This is a genomic window from Anoxybacillus sp. ST70 (genome assembly GCF_019553625.1).
In the GTDB taxonomy this organism is placed as follows: Bacteria; Bacillota; Bacilli; order Bacillales; family Anoxybacillaceae; genus Anoxybacillus; species Anoxybacillus gonensis.
The window spans coordinates 419048-437272 of record NZ_JAHZOF010000002.1 but is presented as its reverse complement, the minus strand read 5'-3'; the positions used below and the strand labels follow the sequence as shown (position 1 = coordinate 437272).

Genomic DNA, 18225 nt, shown 5'->3' with positions numbered 1-18225 from the left:
GTGCCAAGCAAAAACGCCTGGCACCTTTTTTTATTTCTGATAACGCAAAATCGGTTTGCGGGCCGCCGTCGTTTCATCTAATCGTTTCACGACCGTTGTATGCGGCGCTTCTTGGACGATTTCCGGCGTTTCTTCCGCTTCTTTCGCAATTTGAATCATCGCGTCAATGAACGCATCTAGTGTTTCTTTTGATTCCGTTTCCGTCGGCTCGATCATCATACACTCTTCGACAATCAATGGGAAGTAAATCGTCGGCGGATGATAGCCGAAATCAAGCAAACGCTTCGCAATATCAAGCGTGCGCACCCCTAATTTCTTTTGTCGCTTTCCTGATAGGACAAACTCGTGCTTGCAATGACGGTTGTATGGCAAGTCGTAATATTCCGCTAAGCGACGCATCATGTAGTTCGCGTTTAATACCGCATACTCTGCCACTGCTTTTAAGCCGTCTGGCCCCATCGAACGAATATACGTATAGGCGCGAACGTTAATGCCGAAGTTTCCATAAAACGGCTTCACCCGACCGATCGCTTGCGGTCTGTCATAGTCGAAATAGTAGCCGTTTTCTCCCTTTTCCACCGTCGGTTTCGGTAAAAATGGAATAAGATCCGCCTTCACACCAACTGGACCAGAGCCAGGGCCACCGCCGCCATGCGGACCAGTAAACGTTTTATGAAGGTTTAAATGCACGACATCAAAGCCCATATCGCCAGGGCGCGCTTTGCTTAACACCGCATTTAAGTTCGCCCCGTCGTAATACAGCTTTCCGCCTGCTTCATGCACGATTTCCGCCATTTCTAAAATGTTTTCTTCAAAAAGACCGAGAGTATTTGGGTTTGTAAGCATAAGTGCGGCTGTATCTGGGCCGACGACGCGGCGTAAATCGTCTAAATCGACAAGCCCTTCTTCTGTCGATTTTACCGTCACCGTTTCAAACCCGGCAACTGTTGCTGATGCAGGATTTGTTCCGTGCGCCGTATCAGGAACGATGACTTTCGTTCGGTTGTAGTCGCCGTTTGCTTCATGGTAGGCGCGAATCATCATCAGTCCTGTCCATTCCCCATGCGCGCCAGCGGCTGGCTGCAACGTCACCGCATCCATGCCGGTAATTTCTTTTAAATGTTCTTGTAAGTCATACATTAATTCAAGCGCCCCTTGTACCGTTTCTTCCGGCTGAAGCGGATGAATGTGGGCAAACCCAGCAAAGCGAGCAACGTTTTCATTGATTTTCGGATTGTATTTCATCGTACAAGATCCAAGCGGATAAAAGCCGGAATCAACCCCATGGTTGCGCTTGGATAGCGCTGTATAATGGCGCATAATATCAAGCTCTGATACTTCAGGAAGCTCTGGTGCTTCTTGACGAATGTAGTCGGTTGGAACGACTTGTGCAATATCGACTGCTGGTACGTCTAGCGCTGGTAAGCTATACCCGATTCGTCCTGGCTTGCTTAATTCAAAAATAAGCGGTTGATCTTTATGCATGACAATCCCCCAATTCTTTCACAAGCGTGTCGATTTCTTCTTTCGTACGCAATTCTGTGACTGCAATTAACATGCAGTTTTGTAGTTCTGGATAATCGCGTCCGAGATCGTAGCCGCCGATCATGCCTTTTTCCAATAGCTTTTTATTTACTTCCGCTACCGGCTTGTTCATCCGAACGACAAACTCGTTGAAAAACGGTCCTGTAAATACGACATTAAATCCATGATTGACGAACGCTTCTTTTGCATAATGCGCTTTTTGAATATTCATTGTCGCCATTTCTTTTACGCCATTTTTGCCGAGTGCGGTCATCGCCACCGATGCAGCGAGTGCGTTTAACGCTTGGTTGGAGCAAATATTCGATGTCGCTTTATCGCGACGAATATGTTGTTCACGCGCTTGCAACGTCAAAACAAAGCCGCGCCGCCCTTCTTCGTCTGTCGTTTGTCCGACAAGTCGCCCTGGAATTTTGCGCATGAGCGCGGATTTTACAGCAAAATAGCCACAATGTGGACCGCCAAATTGCGTTGGAATCCCAAACGGTTGCGCATCACCAACGACGATGTCGGCACCGAACTGTCCTGGCGGTGTCAATACGCCTAACGCAAGCGGATTGCTCGCGACAACAAACATCCCTTTATGCGCATGAGCGATCGGCTCGAACTCTTTTAATGGTTCAATTTGTCCGAAAAAGTTTGGATATTGCACAATGACACACGCAACATCTTCATTCATTTCCGCTTGAAGCGCATCAAGATCCGTTACACCGTTTTTATACGGGATTTCTATCACTTCTAGCCCTGGGCCTTTTGCGTACGTTTTCACAACGTCGCGATATTCTGGATGCACCGCTTTGGATAATAGCACTTTTTTCTTTTTCGTATGCGCCGCGCTTAACAACGCTGCTTCCGCTAATGCCGTCCCACCATCATACATCGACGAGTTAGCCACATCCATGCCCGTTAGCTCACAAATCATCGTTTGAAACTCGAAAATCGCTTGCAATTCCCCTTGGGAAATTTCTGGCTGATATGGCGTATACGCCGTATAAAACTCGGAACGCGAAATGACATGGTCAACAATCGTCGGAATATAATGGTCGTACACCCCTGCTCCTAAAAATGAGGGATACGTCTTGATATCCGCATTTTTTGCGGCTAATGCCATTAATTCTTTCATTAACTCCGGCTCTGATTTTGCTGGCTTAATGTTGTATTCGCCTTGAAAACGAACGCTTTTTGGAATATCGGAAAACAGTTCATCAATCGATTGCACACCGATCGTTTCTAACATTTGTTGCTTATCTTCTTCCGTCATTGGCAAATAACGATGAAGCATAACTCTCTCTCCTCACATTATTTTGTGCGTTTATAAAACGGCGTTGCCACTACTTTCGCTTTTAGTCGTTTCCCGCGAATGTCTACTTCTACTTCTGTATCAAGGGCAGAATACGCAGTAGAAATCAATGCTAGGCCGATATTTTTTTTAAGCGTTGGTGATTGAGTTCCTGTCGTAACGATACCAACTTGCTCACCGTTTACATATACCGCATATCCGTGACGCGGAATGCCTTTGTCGATCATTTCAATGCCGACAAGTTTACGTGAAGCCCCTTCTTCTTTTTGTTTCTTTAATACTTCTTTTCCGAAAAAGTCAACGTCTTTATTCGTTTTGACCGCAAAGCTAAGCCCGGCTTCAATTGGTGTAATATCCTTCGCTAACTCTTGCCCATAAAGCGGCAAGCATGCTTCAAAACGCAGTGTATCGCGCGCACCGAGCCCGCACGGAAGCACCCCGTCTTCTTTTCCTGTCTCTAAAATCGCTCGCCAAAGCGCTTGAGCATCTTCTGCTCGGCAATATAGCTCAAACCCGTCTTCACCTGTATATCCTGTCCGCGACACAAGCGCTTGAACCCCTGCGACATCGATGTGATCAGCAAAAGCGAAAAATTTTATGGTCGATAAATCGACAGTCGTCAATCGTTGTAACACTTTTTCCGCAAGCGACCCTTGTAGTGCTAATTGCGCCATATCGTTTGAAATATTGACAAGTTCAACATCGCCAAATACATGCGCTTCAAGCCACGCAAAATCTTTTTCAATATTTGCGGCATTTACGACAAGAAGGTAATGATCGTCTCCTTTTTTATAAACAAGTAAATCATCAACTGTTCCACCGTCTTCATCGCACATAAGCGTATATTGGGCGCGACCATTTGTTAATTTTGCGACATCGTTTGTCATCATTTTTTGTAAAAAGGCAAGGCTATCTTTTCCTTTCACTTCAAACTCGCCCATATGCGACACATCAAACAGTCCAGCTCTCGTCCGTACCGCTTCATGTTCTTCTTTAATGCTAGAAAATTGCACGGGTAACTCCCAACCGCCAAAGTCAATCGTTTTCGCGCCATACTCTGCATACAGAGGAAATAGCGGTGTTCTTTTTAACATATGCTCCCTCCTTGTTCATAAAAAAAGACAGACGACCCCCATATTGTCATATGGTAGTCTCTGTCCTTTCACCTGAAAGTTTCCCTGTAATAGGTGTCCTCGTGGGTGGTTCACGTTCGTGAACGCTCTCCAGAGCTGCGTCAAACAAGAGTTCTTTTGCCTGAGAGATTCGTGTTGCCACTTGCTCCTTCGGCGCTACATTGCGTAGTCTCTCCCCTTGTTCTCATCCGCCCGTATACAATTGTCGCTCTTGTGCCACACTACATGTAGGCACATAATGAAACAATTTTATAAACTTTCTTACGTTTTTTATTATCTTATAACTTCTCGTTTGTCGCAACATCTTTTTATAAATAAAATACGTAAATTCTTTTTGTTTTAAACAAAAATGTTCGGAAAATGAGGGATACTTATGAACGTCACAGTACATTGGGAGAAAAGTTGGAAGGACGAATTTATGACGCGCATCGAACGTGACGGTCCGTGGTCAAACTGGGAATTGTACGAATTGGCACTCGAAGCAGCCAAAGCGTTAACTATTCCTCAGTTTGATGGACTACAAGCGCCAAAACATTTACCACATATAACGATTTTACCTCATCAATACGATGTTGCACGTCAAGTTGTTGAACAAATGAACGGAAAAGCTATTTTAGCGGATGAAGTCGGGCTGGGAAAAACGATTGAAGCAGGATTAATTTTAAAAGAATATATGATTCGTGGACTTGTGAAAAAGGCGCTTATTCTCGTTCCTGCTTCTCTCGTCTCGCAATGGGTGCAAGAATTAAATGAAAAATTTTTTATTCCTGCCGTTGCTCAAAGGAAAAGCTACGTATGGGAGCAATGTGACGTTGTCGTTTCATCAATCGATACAGCGAAAAAACAACCGCATCGGGATATCATTTATGAACAAACATACGATATTGTCATTATTGACGAAGCACATAAATTGAAAAACAATAAAACGAAAAACTATGAATTTGTTCAAGGATTAAAAAAGAAGTTTTGCTTACTGTTGACGGCGACACCGATTCAAAACCGCGTGGAAGAAATTTTTCATCTCGTTTCCCTGCTGAAACCTGGGCATTTAGGGAATGCCGAACAATTTCAAAAAAGGTATGGAAAGCTACGCACATTACATGATGATGCCCATTTAAAAGAACTCATTCGAAAAGTAATGATTCGACATCGTCGCCACGATACAGGAATTGAATGGACGAAGCGTCACGTCGAAACGATGTTTATTGATTTTTCGGAAGCAGAACGAAACGTATATGAGACGATCCGACAATCAAAGCCCCATTTTTCCGATACATCGTTATCACACATTACGTTATTGCGTGAAATATGTAGTAGTAAAGAAGCTCTTTTTTGCACGTTAAAAAGCATGATGGAGCGACATCCGAACATCGAAACGACCATTGGTGCATTGTTACAAAAAATGAATGAGATCACCGAACATACGAAAGCAAAAAAAGCGCTGGAACTTATTCAAACAATAAACGATAAAGTGATTGTATTTACAGAATACCGAGCGACCCAATTGTATTTGCAATGGTTTTTTAAACAACACGGCATTTCTTCTGTACCGTTTCGTGGCGGATTTAAACGAAGTAAAAAAGATTGGATGAAAGAGTTGTTTCAACATCGCGCCCAAGTACTTATCGCAACAGAAGCAGGAGGAGAAGGAATTAACCTGCAGTTTTGTAACCATGTGATTAACTACGATTTACCTTGGAATCCGATGCGTCTAGAACAACGAATCGGACGTGTTCATCGTCTTGGACAAACAAAAGATGTACACATTTATAATTTTGTTGTGCGCGACACGGTAGAAGAACACGTATTTGCATTACTGTATGAAAAAATTCGTTTATTTGAACGGGTCGTCGGGGAATTAGATGATATTTTAATGAAGTTACAATCTCCGACGTTCTCAAACCATTTAGAACGCATGATTGCTCAATCAAAAAGCGAAGGAGAACTGAAAATTAAAATGCAAAATTTTGTAGAAATTTTAGCGAATACGGAGGAACGGACACATGCAGCAAGATGACATCCAATCGTTTCTTGAACGCTTTTTTACCGCCACCCATTGTCCCATTGTCGAACGTAACGATGGACATATACGTGTTCAACTCACCGTTGAGATGGATAAACAATTAATGAATCGCCCATTTTACTGGCATTATGTTGAGCGCATCGGTGCTGTAGGTGAACCGTTGCAACTATCGCTCATCACAAAACGATCCGTTCACGAACAAGGAGAACATATTCATTTCGGTTCGCCACGCCTTCATCAAATTTTTTCGATCGCTAAAATGAATGGGCGGTTTGTTCGGCTCTATGAACAAGTATTGGAACGATCTGTCGCTCTTCATCCGTGGCTTCATACAAACATATTGCTTTCATATGAATGCGACCGAAAACAAGATCGCTTATTATCGCTAGGTATTCATCTCATTAGTGGAACAATCGTCGAGTCGTTTTACGACGTGTTAAAAGAAAAACAATGGGGAGTCACTGTGCCAGATTATTGCTTTACGATTTCTCCACTTATTAAGCCGATGAGTGGACTTACACGTCTTGAAGCTTTTGTTGAACGTCTCATCGCCTCCGAAACGCATGAATGGGCAGATGAGGCGCGCGCGCGTTGGGAAGAAGACTTAGCATTACTGCAACATTTTTATGAAGGTGTCGAAGAAAAACGAGAAGAATATGAAAATGAAAAAGAAGCGTTGCGACAAAGGTATGAACCGAAAATTCACATTTCCGTTATCAACGGTGGGATATTTTATTTGCAGGCGAAATAAGGCTATTACTAGCCTTATTTTCGCTTAAATAAAAGCATAATGGCATACGGAATGACACCAAACCAACGATATAAAAACGGCTGCTTTTGCTGTTTTTTTAGCTGCTTCTTCTCTTGTCTTTGTCTTTTCCGTTCGTCTTTTGGTTGGTCTAAATATTTCACAACTTGCTCAGTCATAAATTTAACATAATCGTTTCCTGCCATCGTTCATCACCTCGATGCTAGTATCGTCAAAAATGAGGTGATTTAAGCAAAGATACAATGTTTTCTACGATGTCATCTATCGTGCGATTTGTTGTATCGATTGTCATATGTGCTTCACGATACCACGCCAGTCTTTGTTCAAATAGCTGTTTCATTTGCTTTTGTTTATTTTCCATTAGTAGCGGTCTGGTCTCATCATCAGCTAAACGCCGAAACAATTCATGTAGCTCACAATGTAAATAAATAACGATTCCATGCTCGCGCATAAATTGACGATTTTCTTCTTGAATAACAATCCCGCCACCTGTTGTAATAATCACATGTTCCTTTGGAAGCTTCTTTAACGCTTCCCGTTCATACGCCCGAAACGTCTCTTCCCCCTCTTCCGCAAAAATCTTTGTAATCGTTTTTCCAACTTGTTGCTCAATATATGCATCCGTATCTATCACAGGTAACTGTAATACTTCTCCTAATCGTTTTCCAATCGTCGTCTTTCCTGCCCCCATAAACCCTGTCAAGTAAATAGCCCTCATATTCTCTCCCTCTCTAGTATCGTTCTTTCCACTGCGAAATGTCGTTTGTTAATACATGAAATTGAAACTGAACATCATAGCGAAATTGATCATTCGTTACACATGATACATTGACAGACCAAACATCCGCTCCGTTTTTTGCTGCGCTATACGTTGCCCGTCCGCGAGAAAATAAAATCGTTTGGCTTAATGATGGCACGTTTTCTGGTGCATTGGCAAGCGTTTGTTTCACATCATTGAGCGTTTGTTTCATCAAATAGTCTGCTTCATACCACTTTTTTTCTTCTTCAAAAAACTGTATGTCTGTATGATACAATGCGACAGAGTGAAGAAAAAGAGCGCTCATAAACAACGCACACATGACCGTAAACGGAAAAATAACACCTTGTTCATTTTTCATATGGCCGAAAAGACGGGATAAACGCTTCATATGCATCCCCCTTATCTGTTAATACTCGTATGCGAATGCCCGTTTGTTCTTTTTCATACGATATATGTTGAATAAATTGAAGCATCATTTCATGCCCAGTAGCATTTACGCGCCTGCGAATGATCGTTTCATACTTTTCGTACGTCACGCGCTCGCCCGTCCATTTATCGAATTGAATCGTTGTGCCGTATATATGAACATCTTTTGATTCTCTCAGTTCTATTTTTGCTTGTTGGATAAAAACAACCCATTCAAAATAGTGAAAGTTTCCGCGTTTTGTTGTATAGCTCCACGATAAATGAAACGCCGTTGTCAATAAAGATAAAATGATGAAAAAAACTGTAAGCGACATTAATATTTCTATTAACGTAAAACCTTTTTCTTTTTGAATCATTGCAACAATGTCTCACATCTTTCTTTCGTTCTTTTCAGCTTATCTTCCCAACGAACACATCGCTCATTCGATCGCATAAATAATGAAAATGTGTGTTTTCCCCGAACAACGACCGTTTCGTTTTCACGATGTTCATTCATCATTGCTTCATATAAAATTTGATTCGCGATCATTTCTATTTTTTTATTTTCCCGTTCCACAACAATCGTTGTCCAATGAACAAGGAGCATAGCGATTAAACCGCTCCATAAACTAAGCGAAACGAGCAGTTCAATAAACGTAAAACCGTTACAATTTTTGCGCATACAATCGTCCTTTCCCTAATTGAAAAACGATTTTATATTTTTTACTTCCGTATGCAACAAGAAGCGTCCCGGCTTTATTCACATTACCATTCGGATAATAATAAAGCGGCGGCGATAACGTAGCCATTTGAAACTGAAACGGGGAGGGGAAGGAGCGAGCAAATAGCTCCTTTCCAAACGTCCCTCCTTCTTTCACCTGATAACGGCATGTGTCGAAAGAAAATATAATGGCTACCGTCTTTTTCCGACTTATTGCATATTGTTGAGCATATAACATATCGTTTTGGAACTGTTCTAAAAAATATTGTAACTGCCGTTCATCTAACACGTGTTGAAGGGGTGGAACGGTAAACGACAAGATGCTTGTTACAACAAAAAGAACGATTAACATTTCGATCAACGTAAATCCTCGTTCATTCACTTTCTAAAACGTCCCCTTCACTCGTAATCACGATTTCTTTTCCGTTTGGACAACGGTTACTTTCAATATATTTTCCATCTACTAACTGTTGCACCGTCGGAATCGTTCCGTGCTCCATTTCATATGCTTTTACTTGTGATTGAACCATCTTTAAAAATGCTGAACATCCTTTGTTGTTAATCATACTGTTATGTTTTGTCACATTTGGGATCGTAATTAAAATCAAAATAGTAATGACCATTAACACAATTAACATTTCAATTAACGTAAATCCTTTTTCATTTCTCATATACATCCCCCTCTATATATGATTTAACAGTTGAAAAATAGGCCACAACATAGCGATATACATCAAAACGACAAAAATACCGATACAACTAAGCAACAGTGGTTGCGTAATATATACAATTTTTCTTAGACGGTTTTCTAATTTTTGCAACGAAAACTGGCTATAATGAAATAATTCTTGCACTAATTCTCCGTTCGACTGCCCGTGACGAATGACAAACGACAGTTCCTTTTCGTAATACTTCCGTTGCTGAATCATTTCATCTAGCTTCTCACCTGCACATAGTTGCTGTTTCATGATTTTTGCTTCTTCTTTTAGTAATGGGAGGTGGGATTGATGCTCAAAAATTTGTAGCGCCTCATAAATGGACAGCCCTCCTTTTAACAAGTGGCTTAATTGTAACGAAAACACTTGCGTATGGAATGACACAATCCATGAACGGATGAGAGGGAGCTTCATAAACAAATCTATTTTTTTATGAATAGGCCATGAACGAACGAAAAGCAAATAAAACAATCCTAAAAAAGCAAACATGATGAACGCAACAGAAAGTATACGTGGAAACCATATAGTGACAGTAAAAAGGAATGTAGAAAAAGATGAGCGAGCATGAAACGAAGAAAGAAGATGAGAAAACTGTGGAGCTAATACTTGCTGAAACATGAAAAACATCATGATACAAAAACTAAAAAGAAATAATGGATAACGCAACATACGCTTCACTTGCTCGATGTATGTTGCCCTCATTTGTCCAATTTCCCCTGCTTCAATAAATCCGTGAGCAAGTTGTCCATGTTGCTCGGCAAAAAAGACATAGGCTAAAAGATGAGAATGAAATTGCATGCGAGAAAAAGCTTCATGAATCGGTATGCCTGCTCGCAACGCATGTACACAATCGTCAAGATCGCGTTGCTTTGCAGGAGGTTGCTGAATTTGCAAAAACTCAATCGCTTGAGCAAGCGAATACCCTTTACTAAGCAATTTACCGAGTTGGAGAAAAAACGAGCTTTGCTCCTGCAACGACCAATTACAACGCCGCTTCATCTAACAACCAACTTTCAATGGTGCTTTCATGTAAAAAACCGAGTGCAATTCCTTTTTTAATCACATCTTTTAATCGAGTGTACATATATGTCGCCTGCTCTCCTTTCGCCGCTCTCATTGCTTGCGCCAGTTCATTTCCATATAGCAGCTCATAAACAGCTGCTCGCCGGACAGGTCGATACTGTCGACAAAAAGGGGAGCACTCTCCTTCACAAAACGGACATTTTAATTGTACAAGACGTTGCGCTGTTACAGCGACTAACGTTTGTGCCATTTCTTGAAATGGCACACCGAACTCAAGAAGGCGATAAATCGCTCCAACCGCATCTTTCGTATGCATAGTTGTTAAGACGAGATGTCCTGTTAATGAGGCGCGAACGGCAATTCGCGCAGTCTCCGCATCACGAATTTCCCCAACCATAATGACATCTGGATCGTGGCGGAGAATCGCTTTTAACCCTGCCGCATACGTAATACCCGCTTTTTCGTTTACTTGCACTTGCAATACATCTTCCGCCCGCTTTTCAACCGGATCTTCTAGCGTAATGACATTTCGTTGAAAATGGTGACGACATACGTTTAACAAACTGTATAGCGTTGTCGTTTTCCCAGATCCAGTCGGTCCTGTGAAAATAATAAGCCCATGAGAATAGTTTAATAAGGCGAGCAACTTTTTTACGGTTGAAGGAAAGAGCGCGAGTTGTTTAAGCGGAAGAAATGAGTGTAACGGAAGCAAGCGGATAACTAAGCTTTCATCATAGATGGTAGGCAACGTTGATAACCGAAGATGTATCGTCGTGTGGGTGAGATTCATTTCCATCGCTCCGCTTTGCGGACGACGACGTTCTCCAATATCCATATCAGCGAGAAATTTAAAGTGGGCAAGCAAACGTTCACATGTCTGTTTCGATAACACATTTTTTGTAACGAGCATTCCCCCTAAGCGAAATTGCACAAGCGCATCTTGTTTTCGTGGAACGATATGAATGTCGGAAGCTTGAAGCATATAAGCTTCTTCAATCAGGCGATCAGCTAGCCGTTCAATAGCCTGCAACGCCATCCCCCTTTCTTCATTTTTTCGCCTTCATTATTCAACATGTTTCGCCAAATTCCTTCTTCATTCGTAAAAAATTCAAAAAAATATTCACCCATATGCGGGTGAACGTCATGAAACACATGCGCGCCGATATTTTTTCGCGATGTTTTTTAACGCTGACGGGTTATAGCCAACAACGAGCCGCTTGCCATCTGTAACAATTGGACGGCGAAGAAGACGAGGTTCTTTCACAAGTAGCTCGACAACTTTCGATAACGGCCACTCTTCAACATTTTCAACAAGCTGCTTAAACGATTGACTGCGTGTTGCTAAAATCTCATCGATTCCTTCCGTCGTCAGTGACAATAAATGCAATAACTCTTCATAGGTTGGTGTTTCACGAAACAAATGACGCTCACGAAATTCAATATTGTTGGCGCATAACCATTTTTTTGTTTTTCGGCACGATGTACAACTCGGATGCATATATACAGTCAGCATAACAAACACTCCTCTCTCCACTTAGTTATACATATTGTATAACATTTGTTTAACATTTGTATATAAATTTGTTTTAAAACTTTGTGAACGTTACAAAAAGATAGGGAAAAAGACCTATATATGCATTTCCATTGTGGAAATACATGTATTATAATGTAAATGAATGAACATATAGGAGTGAGACATAATGGACCAAGTATTAAAAATCACAAGCGTCCTTGCCGATCCGACTCGTTACGAAATTTATCAGTATATTGCTAGAAAACATCAAGAAGTAACCGTTCAAGAAATTGCTGATGCGTTCCATATTCATCCGAATGTCGCTCGTCTTCATTTAACAAAACTTGAAGATGTCAATATGCTTGTATCCGAAACGAAAAAGACAGGAAAAGGTGGCAGACCGAGCAGATTATATCGCCTATCTGATGATGTGATTCAGCTTCATTTTCCGTTTCGCGACTACCAGCTGTTATCAAAAATTGCGATCCATGCGATGATGAAACTCGGAGAAGCAGGGAAACGAGCGTTGTATGAAACAGGAAAGTTATTCGGTCAAGAACTTGTACAACAACACGTTCAATCGATGCAAGCGCTTGAACAGCTAAGTGTAGAAGAAAAAATGAACATTTTACAAAAAGCAGCCGAAGCCGCAGGATTTTATCCGACATTCCATTATAGTGAAAATCAAGGGAAAATTTATTTTGAAATTTTCAACTGTCCGTTTAAAGAACTTGCATTTGCACATCCGGATTCCGTCTGTTATATGCATAATGCCTTTTTAAAAGGGATGTTAGAAGTATTGTTTACAAACGCCGAACTTGTCACAGAAGAAATTATGCCATCAGGCTGTAATTCATGTACGTATCAAGCCATTCTAAAAAAATAGAACGTTTACACAACCATTTCAAGTACATTATAATAAGTAAGGGAAACGGTCAGAAAAGGAGGGATACATATGGATCGTATGTTCCGCGTCTTGTCATTTTGGACAGGGATTTTTGCTGTCATGTTTTATCTTGGCCATATGCATACAACGTCATTATTGTTCCTCGGCCAAACAGGATTCTTTCTTTTGTTAAGCTACTTAAAATTAACAGAAAGAATGTACATTTACATTTTCGGTGCGTACTTAACGGTCTTTTTTGCCGGATTTACGTACTGGACAACGTTTATGATGGTCCCTGGCATAGGCGAGTAAAAAGCGATGAGTGCACCTCATCGCTTTTTTATGTAAAAATAGGAACATTTATTTTCTTTTGTTGAACCATCACTTGAAATGCTTTTCCGATATCGCTCATAACGAGTGAGCGAATGGCGCGATTGTGTCGACTTTGCTCAGAAAACGGATTCGGATCATGATGTTCAATGAGTTGATTTAAAATACCTACCTGCAATAAAAACTCATCTTGACGCCATAAATGGGTAAATGCCCAGCCCGCTTGCTCCCCATAAAAACGTAACGCATCCCATTGAATATGCGTCGTGAGATCCATTTCTCCCGGATAACGAAGCGGATCATCAATAAGCTGATGACGATAATAACCACGCAAACTGCCTTGTTTTCGTGCTGGATGTTTCCACTCTTCATCTGTATACCCATAATCAACTGTAAAAATGATCGCCTCATCAATTGCTTGATCAAGCTCAAAAATAAACTTTTTCATCGCTAACGGGATTTCAAATCGCTGCCCATCAACGAGCTGAATGTTCCGCTCAACGATATATTCAACAATTTCTTCGTTTTCAAGCGGGACGGATTGTTCAACAAGCCGATCTTCCTCTACTGCAACAAAACATTCATATAGTTGGCCGTTCCGTTTTTCAATGACATGAACAGGAAAAGCATCAAATAATTCATTGCTAAATACGATGCCACGAAAAGGAGTAGAAAGCTCAGCAAAACTCGAAACAATATGTACGTAGTCGATCAATGAAGCGAGTGTTTCCGCTTGTTTTTTCCGATGATACGGACTTGTTTCAACGATCGTATATTTGCCTTTTTCAAACGTGTCTGGCGATTGGCGCTTCCACTGTTCTAAAACGGCATAAGCAAATCGACCTGTCCCTCCACCGATTTCACATATAAATGGCGGAACATGATATGTTTCTATTAAACGAATAAATACACTCGCAAATACATGCCCAATGATATGTCCGACGTTGCTCGTTGTAATAAAATCTCCTGCACGTCCGATTTTTTCTTTTTGTTGCATATAATACCCGTACTGTTCATCGTACAATGCTAACTTCATGTAATCCGCGTATGACAAACGTTGATTTCTCATTTTTTCTAACATTTTTTTATCTGCACCCTTTTTCACTATTGACATAGTGTTAAATTTGTTATATTGTTAGGTTAGTAGCTTAACTATATCCCCTCCCATTATAGGAATAAAAACATCCCCCAAACCCCCTTCTCTGTATAGAGAAGGGATTTTTTTTGCCTAAAAACCGTTCAAAAACGGATTCGTATCCATCTCTGCCCCGATCGTTGTCTCTGGACCATGACCACATAACACAACCGTTTCTTCAGGAAGAACAAGAAGCTGGCGATGTATGCTTTGCAACAGCTGTTCGTAATTTCCTCCTGGCAAATCGGTGCGACCAATGCTTCCCAAAAATAAGACGTCCCCTGATACGATCGCTTGAGCATCTTCTACGTAGTACGATACACTACCTGGGGAATGTCCCGGTGTTTCAATCACTTGAAGGGAGAGATCACCAATCGTCAATGTTTGCTCTTCTTCAAGCAACACGTCAGCTTCGTTTACAGTGATCGTTTCTCCCATAAATAATAAAGAGCCATTTTTCATCGGATCCGTAAGCCAGTATTGTTCTTTTTTATGTACATATACAGGAATGGACCATCGGTTTCTTACATCGTCCACAGCTCCAATATGGTCAAAATGAGCATGTGTAAGCAGCACAGCTAACGGTGTCCAACCGTTTGCCACAATATGTTGAATCAACTTTTCTCCTTCGCTACCTGGATCAAAAATTAAACACGTCCCATTTTCATGAACAAGCACATACGCGTTTGTTTGCAATGGACCTAAAGGAATACGTTCCCACTTCATCTCATTTTCCTCACTTTCTGTATATTCTATTCACATTGTACACGAACAACATACGTTTTGCACCTCGACAAACGTAACAAAAACGATTACAATGAAAAAGGAATAATCGGTGTACATAAGGAGGGGAAGTTATGCCAACAGGAATTATTTTAGTCGTGATTTTTACGTTAGTCACATTGCTTGCTGCTTACGGTGTCATTCGTTCGTTGCGCGAGAAAAATTTCCTCGGCGTATTGCTAGGGATCGGCACTGTTGCCGTATTCGGTTGGTTTACAATTATGACTGTTATTCATCACGGATATCCAGTTGCCCATTAAAAAGACGCCAACGTATCGGCGTCTTTTTACGTACGAGCAAGGGCGGTCATAAAAATACCGATGCTTTCATTGTAAATAGAATGAAACTGGGAAAACGGGAGCGGATTAACCCCTTCACCAAGCTCAATTGTATACCCACATCGCTTCCAATTGAAAATAAACCAATCGCGGTATCCCGCATGGCTGTCAATATACCGAACAGGTACATAACCACTCCACTTCGCAAATTCATTCACTTCTTCTTCCGCTTCGGGCGGCTCACATTGTTCATATCCCCAATAAATTTCTTTTCCTTGCGTATGAAAAGCTAATACTTTAAAAAAATCACGCTCCATTGTCAATGTTGCCATCGCTTGCACTTCTGGTTCTGTTAACGGAGAAAAACCAGGGAAATCGCGGGGAGCGGGGGTTTTGGGAGCTTTTCTTTCTTTCTCTATCTCCCATTTTGCAGGAAATTGATTGTTTAAATCTACTCCCCGAATGTTTGCTTTCCATTGTGAAAAATCTTCGTTTCCTTCGTTGATGCGCAACACTTCTTCTTCATAATGTTGAGCCGCTTTCTTTCCATGTAACACAAGATCGACTCCATCTGGATTGACCATCGGCACAATCGATAACGTCGTTTTTTTATACAATGATTGTACATCATATCCACAAAGATGTTGTTTATTCTTTAATGCTTGCACATAGTCGCGCACGAACGCCATCACAACTGCTGATGTAATCCATTCATTCGCATGAAACGACGCGTTCATGTGCACATATGTTTCTCCTTCACCAATTTGCAATTCAATGATCGGTTTGTTTAGCACACTTCGTCCGATTTCATGTATGCGAACAAACGGATCATGTTGCAATTGATCAATCTCACTCATCAATGTCGAAAAATCGTACATCGCTCTCTCCCCCTTGTTGCATTGTATGAACGATACATTTGTCCGTATGTATAGCTAGCTAAAAGAAAAAAGCTAGCCCTATCTTAAGAGCTAGCTTATTGTTTATTTTCTTGTTGTTTATTGTAGAAGCGCAACAAGTCGCCATATACAATTTTGTCAGAGTAATCAAGCTCTTGCCGCGCCTTCTCCATATACGGCTCGCAATAAGATGCATCGACTTCTGTTCCGGTTTTTTTATCGTAACATGCATTTTTCGTATATACATAATCTTTTGTCACAAAACTACCGTCACGAAGAACGACGAAATCAAGTTTATCTTTTGAGAATAAATCTTCACCAAAATGAATTTGATTGCGTGTATCAATGCCTAGCAAATGAAGCAATGTCGGCTTCACGTCAATTTGTCCAGACACTTTTGAAATTACTTTCGGTTGTTTATCTGTCACACCTGGAATATGGATGATCAACGGAACACGTTGTAATTGAACGTGATCAAATGGCGTAATCTCATCCTTCCCTAAATATTGAGCCATCGCTTTATTATGGTTTTCCGAAATGCCGTAATGGTCTCCGTAAAGAATAATGATGGAATTTTCATACAATCCTTCTTTTTTCAACTTCTCAATAAATACTTTTAACGCCTCATCCATATATCGAACCGTTGGGAAATAACGGTTTAACGTTCGGCTATTTGATGTGTACTCCGGAACCATTTTATCTTCTTCCCCTAATTCAAACGGGAAGTGGTTCGTTAATGTAATAAACTTTGTGTAAAATGGTTGTGGCAACGTTTTTAAATGCTCCACAGATTGTTCAAAAAACGGAATATCTTTTAAACCCCAACCAACTGAATTTTCTTCCGTAATGTGATAGTCCGTCATCGAGAAGAAACGATCATACTTCATTGATTGATACATCACATCACGATTCCAGAAACTTTTATTATTCGCATGAAATACGGCTGAATAGTAACCGTAGTTTTTCAATATTTCTGGCGTTGCGTTATACTCATTTGTCGCATGTGTGAAAAAGACAGCGCCACGACCTAGTGGGTATAACGAGTTCTCGATGAGAAACTCAGCATCAGATGTTTTTCCTTGTCCTGTTTGATGATAGAAATTATCAAAGTAATAACTTTGTTTAATAAAGTCATTTAAAAACGGCGTAATTTCTTGTCCATTTACAGTATTGTTAATCACGAAACTTTGTAACGACTCCATCGAAACGATGATGACGTTGCGACCTTTTGCAATGCCAAACAATTGTTTATTCGGCGCTTTTTCGTTCGCATTAATATAGTTTTGAATATCTGCTAATTCACTACTATCCGCTAATGCACGTTGCGCTTTTGAACGCGACTGCAAAATAATATCATACACATGGTAGTTGTATATACCTAAGTTTTTAATTAACATTTCGCGGTCAAACGTACGCGTTAATAACTCTGGACGCTCTGTTTCCGCTAACCCTAAATTAAATAAAGCAAGGGCTGCTGTTGCAATAAAATATGTGCGACGGAATCGTTTTGTCGCTGGCACATACTGTGCAATCGATACTTTTTTATACGCCATCCAAGCAAGCAACACAACGTCGAGGAAAAAGAACATGTCAGAAACGTTCATCAATTCAAATACACTATTTCCTAAGTCGCCCATGTTGTTCGTTTGGAACAGCACAGGAATGGTAATAAAGTCACTAAAGAAGCGATAAAACATGACGTTCGCATACAAAACGAATGAAACAATGAAACTTGTTATTACAATATAGCGATTCCGTCGTTTTTCGCTCATAAATAAAGCAAGCCCGAAAATAAATAACAGGAAGCTTAATGGACTAATAAATAAAATGAACTCCTGCTTCCATGACTCAATTTTTATATCAAAACTATTTTTATAGACTAAATACGTCTTCAACCATAAAAGCAATACCGTTAAAAGAACGAAACGGTAATTTTTCATATGCTCTCCCTCCTTTAATCCACTCAGATCTGATGCTTATTCTATGCTGTATGAGGCACATCCGTTTTTTTA

Annotated in this window: 22 protein-coding genes and 1 riboswitch; of the genes, 5 read left to right on the top strand and 17 right to left on the bottom strand. The window is 40.7% G+C overall.

The window, feature by feature from the left end; translation table 11 throughout:
* Positions 1-30 precede the first annotated feature (30 nt).
* The 3 genes from gcvPB to gcvT are packed head-to-tail and all read right to left on the bottom strand — an operon-like array spanning position 31 to position 3936.
* Entirely contained in the window at positions 31-1485 is a 1455-nt protein-coding gene (gcvPB, locus tag K1I43_RS05390; RefSeq protein WP_019416939.1) for an aminomethyl-transferring glycine dehydrogenase subunit GcvPB, read from the bottom strand.
* Positions 1478-2824, bottom strand: coding sequence for an aminomethyl-transferring glycine dehydrogenase subunit GcvPA (gene gcvPA, locus K1I43_RS05385; protein ID WP_019416938.1), 1347 nt, complete (start codon positions 2822-2824; stop codon positions 1478-1480). The genes gcvPB and gcvPA overlap by 8 nt, the downstream gene beginning before the upstream one ends.
* A 17-nt stretch (positions 2825-2841) precedes the next feature.
* Positions 2842-3936: a glycine cleavage system aminomethyltransferase GcvT gene (gene gcvT, locus K1I43_RS05380; protein ID WP_019416937.1), complete on the bottom strand. Its 1095-nt coding sequence runs from the start codon at positions 3934-3936 to the stop codon at positions 2842-2844.
* Between the two features lie 138 nt (positions 3937-4074).
* Positions 4075-4163, bottom strand: a riboswitch (glycine riboswitch).
* A 185-nt stretch (positions 4164-4348) separates the two neighbouring features.
* Between gcvT and K1I43_RS05375 the strand changes: the two genes are divergently transcribed.
* Together K1I43_RS05375 and K1I43_RS05370 are read left to right on the top strand one after the other, a co-directional pair.
* On the top strand, positions 4349-5992 hold the full coding sequence (locus K1I43_RS05375; RefSeq protein WP_019416936.1) for a DEAD/DEAH box helicase: 1644 nt from the start codon (positions 4349-4351) through the stop codon (positions 5990-5992).
* Positions 5979-6749, top strand: coding sequence for a YqhG family protein (locus tag K1I43_RS05370; RefSeq protein WP_019416935.1), 771 nt, complete (start codon positions 5979-5981; stop codon positions 6747-6749). Before K1I43_RS05375 ends, K1I43_RS05370 begins: the two co-directional genes overlap by 14 nt.
* A 14-nt stretch (positions 6750-6763) precedes the next feature.
* Here K1I43_RS05370 and K1I43_RS05365 read toward each other — a convergent pair whose 3' ends face one another.
* From K1I43_RS05365 to K1I43_RS05320, 10 genes are all read right to left on the bottom strand, one after another.
* The gene (locus tag K1I43_RS05365; RefSeq protein ID WP_019416934.1) at positions 6764-6952 is read right to left on the bottom strand and encodes a YqzE family protein; all 189 of its coding nucleotides are present in this window, start codon (positions 6950-6952) and stop codon (positions 6764-6766) included.
* A 26-nt stretch (positions 6953-6978) separates the two neighbouring features.
* On the bottom strand, positions 6979-7485 hold the full coding sequence (locus K1I43_RS05360; protein ID WP_009373936.1) for a shikimate kinase: 507 nt from the start codon (positions 7483-7485) through the stop codon (positions 6979-6981).
* 13 nt (positions 7486-7498) lie between these two features.
* Complete coding sequence (gene comGG, locus K1I43_RS05355; protein WP_009373938.1) at positions 7499-7915, bottom strand: competence type IV pilus minor pilin ComGG; 417 nt, start codon at positions 7913-7915, stop codon at positions 7499-7501.
* The gene (comGF, locus tag K1I43_RS05350; RefSeq protein ID WP_009373940.1) at positions 7875-8309 is read right to left on the bottom strand and encodes a competence type IV pilus minor pilin ComGF; all 435 of its coding nucleotides are present in this window, start codon (positions 8307-8309) and stop codon (positions 7875-7877) included. The genes comGG and comGF overlap by 41 nt, the downstream gene beginning before the upstream one ends.
* Complete coding sequence (gene comGE, locus K1I43_RS05345) at positions 8306-8614, bottom strand: competence type IV pilus minor pilin ComGE (RefSeq protein WP_019416933.1); 309 nt, start codon at positions 8612-8614, stop codon at positions 8306-8308. The genes comGF and comGE overlap by 4 nt, the downstream gene beginning before the upstream one ends.
* Positions 8598-9035 carry a competence type IV pilus minor pilin ComGD gene (comGD, locus tag K1I43_RS05340; protein ID WP_019416932.1) on the bottom strand — a complete coding sequence of 146 codons (438 nt, stop codon included), beginning with the start codon at positions 9033-9035 and terminating at the stop codon, positions 8598-8600. Before comGD ends, comGE begins: the two co-directional genes overlap by 17 nt.
* Positions 9028-9330, bottom strand: a complete 303-nt coding sequence (comGC, locus tag K1I43_RS05335) for a competence type IV pilus major pilin ComGC (protein ID WP_019416931.1) — start codon at positions 9328-9330, stop codon at positions 9028-9030. Before comGC ends, comGD begins: the two co-directional genes overlap by 8 nt.
* 6 nt (positions 9331-9336) lie before the next feature.
* Positions 9337-10368, bottom strand: a complete 1032-nt coding sequence (comGB, locus tag K1I43_RS05330; protein WP_019416930.1) for a competence type IV pilus assembly protein ComGB — start codon at positions 10366-10368, stop codon at positions 9337-9339.
* Complete coding sequence (comGA, locus tag K1I43_RS05325; RefSeq protein WP_026011547.1) at positions 10352-11422, bottom strand: competence type IV pilus ATPase ComGA; 1071 nt, start codon at positions 11420-11422, stop codon at positions 10352-10354. The genes comGB and comGA overlap by 17 nt, the downstream gene beginning before the upstream one ends.
* Before the next feature lie 111 nt (positions 11423-11533).
* Entirely contained in the window at positions 11534-11905 is a 372-nt protein-coding gene (locus K1I43_RS05320; RefSeq protein WP_009373947.1) for a Spx/MgsR family RNA polymerase-binding regulatory protein, read from the bottom strand.
* A gap of 187 nt (positions 11906-12092) precedes the next feature.
* Between K1I43_RS05320 and K1I43_RS05315 the strand changes: the two genes are divergently transcribed.
* Both K1I43_RS05315 and K1I43_RS05310 read left to right on the top strand, forming a co-directional pair.
* The gene (locus tag K1I43_RS05315) at positions 12093-12791 is read left to right on the top strand and encodes a helix-turn-helix transcriptional regulator (protein WP_009373951.1); all 699 of its coding nucleotides are present in this window, start codon (positions 12093-12095) and stop codon (positions 12789-12791) included.
* Between the two features lie 69 nt (positions 12792-12860).
* Positions 12861-13103 (top strand): DUF2626 domain-containing protein, encoded by a 243-nt coding sequence (locus K1I43_RS05310; RefSeq protein ID WP_009373952.1) that lies wholly within the window; start codon positions 12861-12863, stop codon positions 13101-13103.
* A 28-nt stretch (positions 13104-13131) separates the two neighbouring features.
* Here K1I43_RS05310 and K1I43_RS05305 read toward each other — a convergent pair whose 3' ends face one another.
* Both K1I43_RS05305 and K1I43_RS05300 read right to left on the bottom strand, forming a co-directional pair.
* On the bottom strand, positions 13132-14235 hold the full coding sequence (locus tag K1I43_RS05305) for a class I SAM-dependent methyltransferase (RefSeq protein ID WP_019416928.1): 1104 nt from the start codon (positions 14233-14235) through the stop codon (positions 13132-13134).
* A gap of 114 nt (positions 14236-14349) precedes the next feature.
* The gene (locus tag K1I43_RS05300) at positions 14350-14982 is read right to left on the bottom strand and encodes an MBL fold metallo-hydrolase (protein ID WP_019416927.1); all 633 of its coding nucleotides are present in this window, start codon (positions 14980-14982) and stop codon (positions 14350-14352) included.
* A 131-nt stretch (positions 14983-15113) separates the two neighbouring features.
* Between K1I43_RS05300 and K1I43_RS05295 the strand changes: the two genes are divergently transcribed.
* Positions 15114-15299 (top strand): DUF2759 domain-containing protein, encoded by a 186-nt coding sequence (locus K1I43_RS05295; RefSeq protein ID WP_009373955.1) that lies wholly within the window; start codon positions 15114-15116, stop codon positions 15297-15299.
* A 26-nt stretch (positions 15300-15325) separates the two neighbouring features.
* Here the strand turns inward: K1I43_RS05295 and K1I43_RS05290 are convergent, their stop codons facing one another.
* A complete protein-coding gene (locus K1I43_RS05290) occupies positions 15326-16195 on the bottom strand; it encodes a M14 family metallopeptidase (RefSeq protein ID WP_026011545.1) in 870 nt (289 codons plus the stop codon).
* Between the two features lie 95 nt (positions 16196-16290).
* Entirely contained in the window at positions 16291-18153 is a 1863-nt protein-coding gene (locus tag K1I43_RS05285) for an LTA synthase family protein (RefSeq protein WP_009373957.1), read from the bottom strand.
* Positions 18154-18225 lie beyond the last annotated feature (72 nt).

Bases quoted from the DNA above. Each gene is read 5' to 3' on its own strand.
- K1I43_RS05360 (WP_009373936.1), bottom strand. From the start codon at position 7,485: ATGAGGGCTATTTACTTGACAGGGTTTATGGGGGCAGGAAAGACGACG.
- comGC (WP_019416931.1), bottom strand. From the start codon at position 9,330: ATGTATATGAGAAATGAAAAAGGATTTACGTTAATTGAAATGTTAATT.
- comGF (WP_009373940.1), bottom strand. From the start codon at position 8,309: ATGATTCAAAAAGAAAAAGGTTTTACGTTAATAGAAATATTAATGTCG.
- K1I43_RS05315 (WP_009373951.1), top strand. From the start codon at position 12,093: ATGGACCAAGTATTAAAAATCACAAGCGTCCTTGCCGATCCGACTCGT.
- K1I43_RS05295 (WP_009373955.1), top strand. From the start codon at position 15,114: ATGCCAACAGGAATTATTTTAGTCGTGATTTTTACGTTAGTCACATTG.
- K1I43_RS05290 (WP_026011545.1), bottom strand. From the start codon at position 16,195: ATGTACGATTTTTCGACATTGATGAGTGAGATTGATCAATTGCAACAT.
- gcvPB (WP_019416939.1), bottom strand. From the start codon at position 1,485: ATGCATAAAGATCAACCGCTTATTTTTGAATTAAGCAAGCCAGGACGA.
- K1I43_RS05370 (WP_019416935.1), top strand. From the start codon at position 5,979: ATGCAGCAAGATGACATCCAATCGTTTCTTGAACGCTTTTTTACCGCC.
- comGE (WP_019416933.1), bottom strand. From the start codon at position 8,614: ATGCGCAAAAATTGTAACGGTTTTACGTTTATTGAACTGCTCGTTTCG.
- K1I43_RS05375 (WP_019416936.1), top strand. From the start codon at position 4,349: ATGAACGTCACAGTACATTGGGAGAAAAGTTGGAAGGACGAATTTATG.
- comGB (WP_019416930.1), bottom strand. From the start codon at position 10,368: ATGAAGCGGCGTTGTAATTGGTCGTTGCAGGAGCAAAGCTCGTTTTTT.
- gcvT (WP_019416937.1), bottom strand. From the start codon at position 3,936: ATGTTAAAAAGAACACCGCTATTTCCTCTGTATGCAGAGTATGGCGCG.
- comGG (WP_009373938.1), bottom strand. From the start codon at position 7,915: ATGAAGCGTTTATCCCGTCTTTTCGGCCATATGAAAAATGAACAAGGT.
- gcvPA (WP_019416938.1), bottom strand. From the start codon at position 2,824: ATGCTTCATCGTTATTTGCCAATGACGGAAGAAGATAAGCAACAAATG.
- K1I43_RS05320 (WP_009373947.1), bottom strand. From the start codon at position 11,905: ATGCTGACTGTATATATGCATCCGAGTTGTACATCGTGCCGAAAAACA.
- K1I43_RS05310 (WP_009373952.1), top strand. From the start codon at position 12,861: ATGGATCGTATGTTCCGCGTCTTGTCATTTTGGACAGGGATTTTTGCT.
- K1I43_RS05300 (WP_019416927.1), bottom strand. From the start codon at position 14,982: ATGAAGTGGGAACGTATTCCTTTAGGTCCATTGCAAACAAACGCGTAT.
- K1I43_RS05305 (WP_019416928.1), bottom strand. From the start codon at position 14,235: ATGTCAATAGTGAAAAAGGGTGCAGATAAAAAAATGTTAGAAAAAATG.
- K1I43_RS05365 (WP_019416934.1), bottom strand. From the start codon at position 6,952: ATGGCAGGAAACGATTATGTTAAATTTATGACTGAGCAAGTTGTGAAA.
- K1I43_RS05285 (WP_009373957.1), bottom strand. From the start codon at position 18,153: ATGAAAAATTACCGTTTCGTTCTTTTAACGGTATTGCTTTTATGGTTG.